Genomic DNA, 9,481 nt, shown 5'->3' on the forward strand with positions numbered 1-9,481 from the left:
AAAAATGGAACGCTGATAAACAGCTAATAATAATGAGAAAATTAAACGCATAATTAATAATCGAAATTTAAAAGATTACTCTTGTTTTATAGGGGTCAAAACACTCAACATGATCTTTATGCAAATTATCTAAATAGTAGTAATCACCTTTTTTAAAATTTACTCCTCCTAATTCAGTTTTACTCGTTATTTTATAAATTTTAGCACCTTGAAAATTAGATTTTGTGGGTTCTGAATGATTTGCAAGAGCGTCTATTGGGTACAATCCTAAACTATCAAACCTTCCGTTAGGATTATCGACATATGAATAAAGGTTGAACTCTCCAGAATGCAACCCAATCGGGTCTTGGCTTATATAACGTCCATCTTCTGGGTCGTAATACCTAAAGCGGTTGTAAGCCAACGCTATCTCTGGGTCATAACTCTGTCCTTGATACAAAAATGGACAAAAGTTAGCTTTCCCTTTTTGTTTGAGTACTTTCCCGTTGCTGTTGAGTTCGCGTTCCCAAACCAAATCGCCGGCGTTGTATAGCCTTCTAATTAAATAGTTCTCTAATAAAGACTTAATTTAATCATTGCTGCTCTTCCTCTGTTCTTTTCACGATTATTAATTTCTTCTATAGCAATTAATAAATTATTTATAATAATCATGTTTGTTTTTGAGAAAGAGTGAAGCATTAAAACAATATACTCGTCTGGTTCTAAGACTAATTCACTCATCCCTTCTTCTGGAAATCTCATGCTACCCCAACAATCTATAAGAGAATTAATATTATTTCCATAGAAATCAGGAAAACCAAATTCTTTTTTTATCATTAAATGCATATCTGATACATCATGTATTTTATTAAAATCCAATTCGATTGTTACTTTTTCTATTTCCATCCTCCTAAATTTATTTCTGTAAATGATTCATAATGGTCATGAGAATAATAAGCTTGCTTAGTCTGGTCATTAACAACTATTCTTCTAGCCCCATTGCTTTTAGTTTCTGGAGTTTTTACAGTCCATTCTGTATAAGTATTTGATGTGTTTAATCTTTGAGAATTAGGGTTGCCCACATTATGAGAATTCTGAAAAGTTGTTCCGTCATTTGAATATCTTAGTCTGTTTGATTTAATCCTGTCAACAGTATTTTGAATTTCTCTCATGGCCTTTCCATCTAGGTTATCTCCGTGTTTTTTCTTGATTATAGAGTGTAATTGTTTGGGATTATTCCCATAACTCTTCGCTAACCCAAAAACATCAATCCACCCATTCGTATCTCCAACATAATTATAAAACCCAAACTCTCCAGAGCGCAACCCAATCGGGTCTTGGGAAATATACCTGCCATCTTCTGGGTCGTAATAGCGAAAGCGGTTGTAGGCCAACCCAATTTACTCACATATTCTTATTGTTTTTTTGGAGTTCGTGAACCTCCTGCGTCGGTTTCATCATCATAATATTGCCCTTGAAACAGAAATGGGCAAGAGCCTTTCTGTGTTTCTTTTATAACTTTACCATTGCTATTTAGTTCTCTTTCCCAATACAATGAACCATCATTTTGGTACATTTCAGTTGGGGTCCCTAAATGGTCGTTAACAATACTGTATTGTTTGTTATTCTTTATTTTGGCAATGGGCGAATAACTATCTTCTTCAAATATCCAAGTAATTACTTTATCGTTAAGAACGTCTTGGATTTCAAAACTTTTCCACTCGTGCAACGGCACATTCCCATCCCAAACAAAGTTAGTAAAAGTTTTCTTGAATTTCTTATAAATTCTTCTGCCAAGGGCATCATAAGCAAAGGTGACGGTTTCGCCATCGGGGCGTTTTACGGCTTCAAGCATGCCGGCAGTATTCCAGGTGTATTTGTAATGCTGCTCTTTTATGGCAAAAATACGGCCTGTTTTTTTGTATTTCTCGCTCAGGTTGCCTTGGTGGTCGTATTTGTAATGCCAGCTGCCTTTTTTTTCTAGTTTGCCATCTTGGCTATAGGTACGGTCTTTTTTGTCGGGCGTTTCGTAAAGGTTGCCTTGGCTGTCTGGGTAACGGTTTTGTGTGCTCCCATCGGCATATTTTGCTTCTGTAAGGTGTCCGTTTTTGTTGTACTCAAAATTGGTGACTCCTGTATTAGAATCTATAATTTGTTTTAATTGGTTGTTTAAGCCCCATTGGTACTTTCTACTTTTGGCGCGCTTGCTAGGGTGTCCTGTGAGTTGCTCGGTAGGACGCCCCAATTTATCACGGTGTGTGGCTTGTTGGATATTGCCTGGGAGTAAGCGTTGTATTTCTAACCCCATTTGGTCGTAGCCAAACGTGGTTTCCCAGTCTTGCTGGGTTTTCATCTTACTTAGTTGCCCCAGCTCATTGTATTCCAAGTCAAGATTGGCCCCTAAACTACTTTGCAAATTGGTACGTTGCCCTACGGCATTGTAAGTGTTTGTTAGGATGATGTCGTTTTGGGTTTCTTTGGTAATGTTGCCAAGTGCATCATAAGCAAAGGTGACTTTGCTGGCCGGGTTGATGGCACTGGTAAGCAAGCCTGCCGTGTTATAGTCAAAATGATGCTCTACACCATCGTGATACGTCACTTTTTGTATGTTACCGAGTTTATTGTAAGCGTATTGCGTTTTTGTGTTCCCTGCTAAGGCACCCTGATAGTTTTCAACATCTTTTTGTATCACGTTACCTGCCATATCGTGTTCGTAATGGCGCGTTACCCCATCAAACGGGGTTTCTTCAATAACATTACCAACGCTGTCGCGTTTAAAAGTGTAAGGCACACGGTCATTTTCCACACGTATCAGTTGTTCTTCTTTATTATATAAAAATCGGGTATTCTTTTCGTTTTGGAAGCGTCCCGTCATTTTCCACATCCCTTTGTAGCTATAGGTTACTTCAGTCTGGCTGTCGGTATATTGCAAAAGGTTGTCAATCCCGTCATACGCCAATTTTACTTTATTGCCATCAAAGTCATCTACTTGCGTAACGCGTCCTAAGAGGTCATAAAAGAGCTCTTGCTTGGCGTTTTTGGTGTTTTGTGTGGTTGTGTTTCTACCGAGGCGGTCATAGGTGTATTGGGTTATGGCCCCTGAAGGTTCAGTAATTTGTATTAAATTATAGCTTTGGTCGTATTCTAAATGGGTTTGGTTACCTAAATAATCGGTAATTGTGCTCGGCAGTCCGTTATCATATTCTATTTTGGTGCTCGCATTGTTTGGGTTGGTGACCAGTACGGTATTGCCATTGCTATCATATTTCCATTGCCATTTCCCGCCCAATGGTGTTTGCACGGTGCGCGGTAAGTTTTTATGCAAAAAGTTATAGTCCGTAGTTTCCGTGCCACCCATAGGGTTGGTGGTTTGCGTTTGGTTGCCACGCGCATCATAGCCATATAAATAGGCATTGCCAAGCGGGTCGGTTTCAGAAAGCAACTGGTTGTCCAGGTCATAGAGCCATTGGTTCACCGCGCCATTAGGATCCATACGTTTATAGACGAGACCGTTGTTGTGGTAGTACGCAATGTCGTACCCACGGCTATCCGTAACTATGGTTTTGCCTGCTTCAAACTGTAACTTATGGTTATAGATGTCGCCATCGCCCCAAGTATGTACACAACGTGCGCCCGGTTGTGTGCCGTCATATTTAAAGAACCAGTTAAGGCCATTGCGCCATGTTTCTTTAACCATCAGCTTGCCTTCGTATTCAAAAAGCATGCTGTTGCCTTCAGCATCGGTTTGTGTTAATAAGTTGCCCGTGGCATCATACGCATAGCTGGCGATAACAAAAGTTTGATTAGGTATCGTAGGGTGGGGGGCTGTAATGCTCAATATCCGCCCTTGGTTATCATTGGCAACCGTAAGTTCACGGTGAGCAGCATCGGTTATTTTGGTTAAAAAACCATTGCTGTCATAATTAAACAAGGTAGCAAAGCCATTGGCATTGGCAACGGTTTGTAAGAGATGCAGTTCTTTATAGGTACTTGGTGTAAAATAATAATACAGGTTTTCCTTGATATCCCAAAGGTATAAACGATTGGTATCATCCATAAAAAGCTCGAGCTGTTCGGCTTTATTAAATGAAGGGAATTCAAGGGTTGGTGTTTCAAAGGCAATGGGCCTTCCATCAGTAAGTCTTACAGTCACGGTATTAGTGTCATCATCAACATGCATGGCCATATCATAGGCATGGTGCCAGCCATTACCAAGAGGGCCTTCATGATCAGATTGGCTGTAATACGTGCGTTCCCAAGATAGAGGTACAGGGCTTGGTAAGAAAAAATCTTCTTCATCTGTAAAAAAGTTACCTGTAGCCACATCAACAGGGTGCCCGGTAACGGTACAAATACTTTTGTGCAGTGCATTTTTAAGTTTGGCAGAACCTATTTTGTTATTTACAACCTTGTGGAGCCTTTTACTAAAAAATTTACCAAAGGTGCCTGCCAATACTTTCTTAAGTACACGTGCAGGACTAAAGGGCGCTGGTAATGGGTTGGTAATAATGGTAGCCCCCGTAGGTGTGGGGTTAATCATACTTGTGGGAAGAAACAGTTGCGCCCCTATTTTTTTTGTTTCATCCTTGTTCTTGGTGCGGCGCAATGTGTGGGGTGAAAAAACACCGATGTCTTGGCAACTGTTGTGCAAATGGTTACCACTGCCACCAATAGGATCGCCATCGGCTAGCGCTAGTAAACTCCCAAAAAGTGCGTGCCCATTATTTTTGCTGCAGAGCCTAGAATATACTGGGTGAAAACCGGCTCCCATTGGAAAATGGGGGATGCTTTTTGTAGGAGTGCTCGCGACGGCACGAGGAATAAAGCCCCCAATTTTTACGGTGGCTCCTAAACTGCCCACAAGTAAAGTTGCGGCAGATAGGCCTACGGTTTCTATTTGATTTATGTTAGCGGCAGATTGCTCTGCATCTGTAGATGCTTCAGATGGTTCTGGGGCCACTGGAGGCGGCGGAATAAAAGAGGCAATTGCTGCAGCAAGAAAATCTTTGGGACGAAAGAGCATCCCTATATAAGGATGCGGCATAGGTACAGGTGCTGGAGATGGGGGTATGGTAACCATATGAAGGTCTATTCCTAGCACAGGATCTAACTGTTTGGAAATGGGTAGTGACGCCTTTCCTTTCATGCCTAATCCAGATAATGCAGGTATTAAGGCTGCGCCAAAAATATTTTCTACAGCACCTTTAAAAACACCATAGGCCTGAACACCAGTATCAACCGCACTTATGGCTACAGCAGCTGCTTTGGTAGAGGTATTGAGGTTTGTATTGGCGAGTGTTTGTTGCGTACTCGCTACCGTGTTGGACATGCCTTCTAATTGCCTACCGGTTGTTAAAGCGATTTGGTCGCTTACTTTTTCATGGTAGTTTTTATCAGCATAGTTTTTTTCGGCTCCTCCAGGCTCTTTTGCCATAACAAATGAATTAAGATTTACTGATTAATTTCAGTGTTAATACTGGTGTTAGTATTGTCGGTGTTTTTTTGGGTAGCGGCACTATCGGTTTCACCAAGCCAAAAGAAAATAATCCCCATTAAGGTGACTAGCCCTGTACAAACAATCATAATGATACGCATGGTTTCTTCTCCTAATGCTTCATATAAAACTACAGATCTGGTTCTTCCTTCAGGGTTGAGTACCCATTTCCATCGCAATATGTAGCCTACACATAAAAAACCTAAACCAGCTGCTATGATTAACCAGCCGTAATGTGGGTTTTCACTAATAAAATTGTTAAATTGCGTGGTAAAACGCTCTGTTTTTTCTTCCATTGTGTTTTGTTTATTATATAAATAGCATTGAAATGATGACGCTGATGATGCAAAACAAGAATGCTAAAAAGGTATGTGTTAATCTTCGAGATACTTTTTTCTTATTGGGTAATGTGGTTTTTGCATTATTATTAATATCCCAGTTTCTTTGATACAGTGCACCAAATATTAAAAGTCCTATAACTGCGAAGGACAAAATTCGTGTCCAATCGAGGTCTTTTAAAAATTCAATCACATTATTTACCAGTTCCATATCGGTCTATTTCAAATTTATAATCCTCTCCAAAAAGTGGAATGAGGACCTTGTCAAGTTCTTTTTTGGTGATTTCTTCTTCAAAATTGGTATTAAATACCACATCTTTAAGTATTAAGGGAAACGTGGAGTTTTTTAAAATTTCAGGCTCCAATTTTGTGTGAAGCTGAAATCCTTCGATATAAAAAGGTAGAATGTTTTTTTCGACATCGACCTTAAATCCCGACCAACCACAAAGACGACAGGCTTCTACTTGCATTAAAAAATCGTGCCCCTCTTTATAAGCATCTCTTGCTTTTTTGTAGTCGCTGTGGGCGTTTTCCCAATTTTTCTTTAAACCATAAACACTTCCTCTGCCTATATAGGCTTGTCCGGCTAATCTATTGCCTATAGAGGGGTCTGTTGTTTTTTGAGAAGTTTTGGCAGCCTCTACGGCTTTTGTGGCAAAATACAAGGCGTCATCATAGTTTTTGTACCCAATCTGGTCGTTATAAAGCGTGACATACACCGTAACCACTTGCGAAATCCAATTGGCATCGTTTTTTAACTCCTCCAAAATAATATCTAAACATTTTTTTGCTTGGAGACTAACTTTGTCTTTATTGCGCTCCTCGACAGCATGCATAAGTTTTACCAACGCGCTGCGATATGCATTTTCGGGTTTAGTAGGGTCGGCCTGTGCCACAAGCTGTTCTACCACAGCATTTACATCAATGTTCGTTTTTATTTCTTTTACTTGGTGTGTAAAACGTTCCACTACTTTTTTGTACACCATATTTTCTTTGGATTGTATCACAGTCCAAGAAACATGGTCTTCAAAAGGAAGCTCTAATGATGATTCTGCCCACTTATAAGCTTCTTTTTTTGAAATATCGAAATTCTTGAAAACATAACAGACCTTTATTTCTTTTTCCGGAAAAAGCGTATGGGCAAAATGGTTTAGATTATTAACCAATAAGGCCATTGGGTTTTTAGAAGTACCATATTCCAATTTAGGGAACCAATGAATTTCGGATGCATCATACTGGCTAGGTTTGCTCATGGTGTTCCAATTTTGTAAAACCTCTTGCATTTCATGTGCAATATCAAGAGCAAAAGAATCGTAATCTTTAAAATCTGATTCAAAGATCCAAACAAAATTTTCTGTAGCATTATCTAGCGCCAAAATGTAGTCTAAAAAAGCATCCATCATGGATTCTTCTTGTTCGGTATAGGTCATGCAAACCATTTTGGTGCCTGGTGTGGTATACGCATTTTGCCATTTTTCAACTAAACTTTCTATGGCGTTTTGTACAGCATTATTGGTCATGGTTAATTTAATTTGATTATAGCACCTTCTACTGCAGTTGTAGCAGATGATGATAAGGTGGCTTGTGCGGTTCCTGTAACACTAACCTCATTAGCAGAATTTATATTAACCCGTTGTGAAGCAGATACTACAACTTCTTCTGAGCCCACGATGCTGATGTTTTTACTGCCTTGGTCAAGGGTCTCAGAGCCATTGATAATGATGCTCTTACCTAATAAGCTGATGGTTCCATCCTCGGTTAATGTTAGGCTGCTGCTACCAGTTGATAATGATATGGATGCCGATGATGAAACGGAGACGTTTCCTGCACCATCTAAAGCCACAGCGTTACCAGTACCGTCGGTAATGGTAATGGCACAGCTGCTATCATCAAATGCTATAGTGCTGCCACTTTTAGTGGTAATGGTTTTATTATTGTTTCCACTATGGCCGCCCGCTGCGTTGTGTCCGTTAAAAAGGCTTCCCATTACAAATGGTCTGTTAGGATCGTTAAATCTAAATCCCACTAAAACTTGATCGCCCTTTTCGGGGATGAACACAAACCCCCTGTTGGTCCCTACTTGGTCACTACTTCCTGCATCAGGTGTCATCACACGAATCCATGCGGTTTTCATTTCGCCGGATTGCCAGTTCATCTGTACCTGCACACGCCCTTTGCCTTTAGGGTCTTCATTGCTCAATACCGTTGCCATTTGGGTATGGGCAATGGGCAGTGCAACCTCGGGCTCTGGCAAGGATCCAATGTCTGCAGGTAAGGCCACAAAGCTGTTGGTATAATAATTGGCCTCTTTCGCGTAATGCGTGATTTCTGTAATAATATATTTGCCATGCTTTTTTGAGGCATAGTTCGCTGCGCCATCAAGTATTGCGGTTTCTATATCGATAACGCTGCCAACAGAGAGGCCTTTTTTTGTGGATTTTCCCGTGATATAATTGGATGCTGCTGCTACACTCTGCTGCTTTTTCTTAAGATAATTATCGATATCCGATTTGTTCTGTACCCTGGCCGAAGTGAAGGCATGGCCTCCTTCAGAAAAGGTTTCTAAGGATGCATTAAAGGCGTGTTGCCCGAGTTCGTTTAGGCCAGCAGGGCTATCTGGGCTTTGTCCGTCCAGCTGTTTTGCTTCCGAAGACTTGTAGGAAAAGGCTTTTGCTCTGCGTGCCTGTGCCTGAATGCTAATATTCATTTCGGTAAGGTCCTTGCCATATTCTATGGTCACGGCGTCTGCTAATTGGGGCTTTCCAAAAAATAAGGTGTCACCATCATAATACAGCCATTCGTTGTGCTGTTTGGCGATACGTTGCAGAAACTTAAAGTTGGTTTCTAAGTATTGCGACTCATATTCAAGGGTGGTCGTGTTTTCTGGGGCAATTTCTGCGGTAATCCTGGGATGGTTCGTAACCTCCTTGGTAATATCATAAAGGGATTTTACTAACCAAGACCGCATGGCCTCACTGTCTTCCAACAGAATAGTGGAGGAGTAGCCCGAAACTATAATCTGGCCGTGGTTGCCATTATTTTGATGGAGGGAAACTTGGGTGATAATTCCCGTAAAGTCTTTTCCTGTAGTATTTATAACAATGGTTTTGCCCAGCCAATCCTTGGACCTGTTAAGGGTATGTGCCGTTGTATGTTCTCCCGTTTCCAAATCTACACTAATTTCAAAGGTATGATGCTCATTTATTTTTTGTGATACTGTAATATCTTTATAGCCACTTATAAACTCTCCGTTAATGCTAATCTGTTTATGCTCTGCTGTTTTTGATATCATAACTTTTTATTTGTAGCTGCCACTAGATGTTTTAAATGTCTTTGGGTAATATGGAGGAGTGCATGTATTACTAACTATGCGCGTAATTGTATGTTAAAACTTATTCCAGATTACTTTTTATTGGGCCTTCGTTTGGAGTAGGGGAAAGCTACCCTAAAAAAAGCCTCCAAATGTATGTTTTGAAGGCTAATCTTAATGGAGGGCAAGAGGATCTGATGCTCTTGCCCGCTGCTATTATGCGTTTGGCCAACGGTTCAATAAAGATGCCGTACCCACCGTAATTTCTTCTGCAGAGAAGGTTACTTTAATGGTCATGGGCACATCATTGTTTACGTCCAAGGTCTCTTTGAAATATACAATGTAGGCGTTTTTAAACTC

9 protein-coding genes are annotated in these 9,481 nt (G+C 40.4%); all 9 read right to left on the bottom strand.

Annotated elements, in window-relative coordinates; translation table 11 throughout:
• Positions 1–67 precede the first annotated feature (67 nt).
• A complete protein-coding gene (locus ACFFU9_RS07835; RefSeq protein WP_379860847.1) occupies positions 68–514 on the bottom strand; it encodes an RHS repeat domain-containing protein in 447 nt (148 codons plus the stop codon).
• A gap of 38 nt (positions 515–552) precedes the next feature.
• Entirely contained in the window at positions 553–885 is a 333-nt protein-coding gene (locus ACFFU9_RS07840) for a barstar family protein (RefSeq protein WP_379860848.1), read from the bottom strand.
• Positions 876–1,373: a ribonuclease domain-containing protein gene (locus ACFFU9_RS07845; protein WP_379860849.1), complete on the bottom strand. Its 498-nt coding sequence runs from the start codon at positions 1,371–1,373 to the stop codon at positions 876–878. Before ACFFU9_RS07845 ends, ACFFU9_RS07840 begins: the two co-directional genes overlap by 10 nt.
• Before the next feature lie 20 nt (positions 1,374–1,393).
• Entirely contained in the window at positions 1,394–5,413 is a 4,020-nt protein-coding gene (locus ACFFU9_RS07850) for a DUF6531 domain-containing protein (RefSeq protein ID WP_379860850.1), read from the bottom strand.
• Between the two features lie 17 nt (positions 5,414–5,430).
• Complete coding sequence (locus tag ACFFU9_RS07855) at positions 5,431–5,769, bottom strand: immunity 17 family protein (RefSeq protein ID WP_379860851.1); 339 nt, start codon at positions 5,767–5,769, stop codon at positions 5,431–5,433.
• Positions 5,770–5,782: 13 nt separating this feature from the next.
• Positions 5,783–6,022, bottom strand: coding sequence for a hypothetical protein (locus tag ACFFU9_RS07860; RefSeq protein WP_379860852.1), 240 nt, complete (start codon positions 6,020–6,022; stop codon positions 5,783–5,785).
• Positions 6,006–7,331 (bottom strand): tetratricopeptide repeat protein, encoded by a 1,326-nt coding sequence (locus ACFFU9_RS07865; protein ID WP_379860853.1) that lies wholly within the window; start codon positions 7,329–7,331, stop codon positions 6,006–6,008. The genes ACFFU9_RS07860 and ACFFU9_RS07865 overlap by 17 nt, the downstream gene beginning before the upstream one ends.
• 2 nt (positions 7,332–7,333) lie before the next feature.
• Positions 7,334–9,103, bottom strand: a complete 1,770-nt coding sequence (locus ACFFU9_RS07870; protein WP_379860854.1) for a type VI secretion system Vgr family protein — start codon at positions 9,101–9,103, stop codon at positions 7,334–7,336.
• A gap of 234 nt (positions 9,104–9,337) precedes the next feature.
• The coding region (gene tssD, locus ACFFU9_RS07875) for a type VI secretion system tube protein TssD (RefSeq protein WP_379860855.1) at positions 9,338–9,481 on the bottom strand (144 nt) is incomplete at its 5' end.

The sequence above is a fragment of the Mariniflexile ostreae genome, assembly GCF_042427585.1.
Taxonomy (GTDB): Bacteria; Bacteroidota; Bacteroidia; order Flavobacteriales; family Flavobacteriaceae; genus Pseudalgibacter; species Pseudalgibacter ostreae.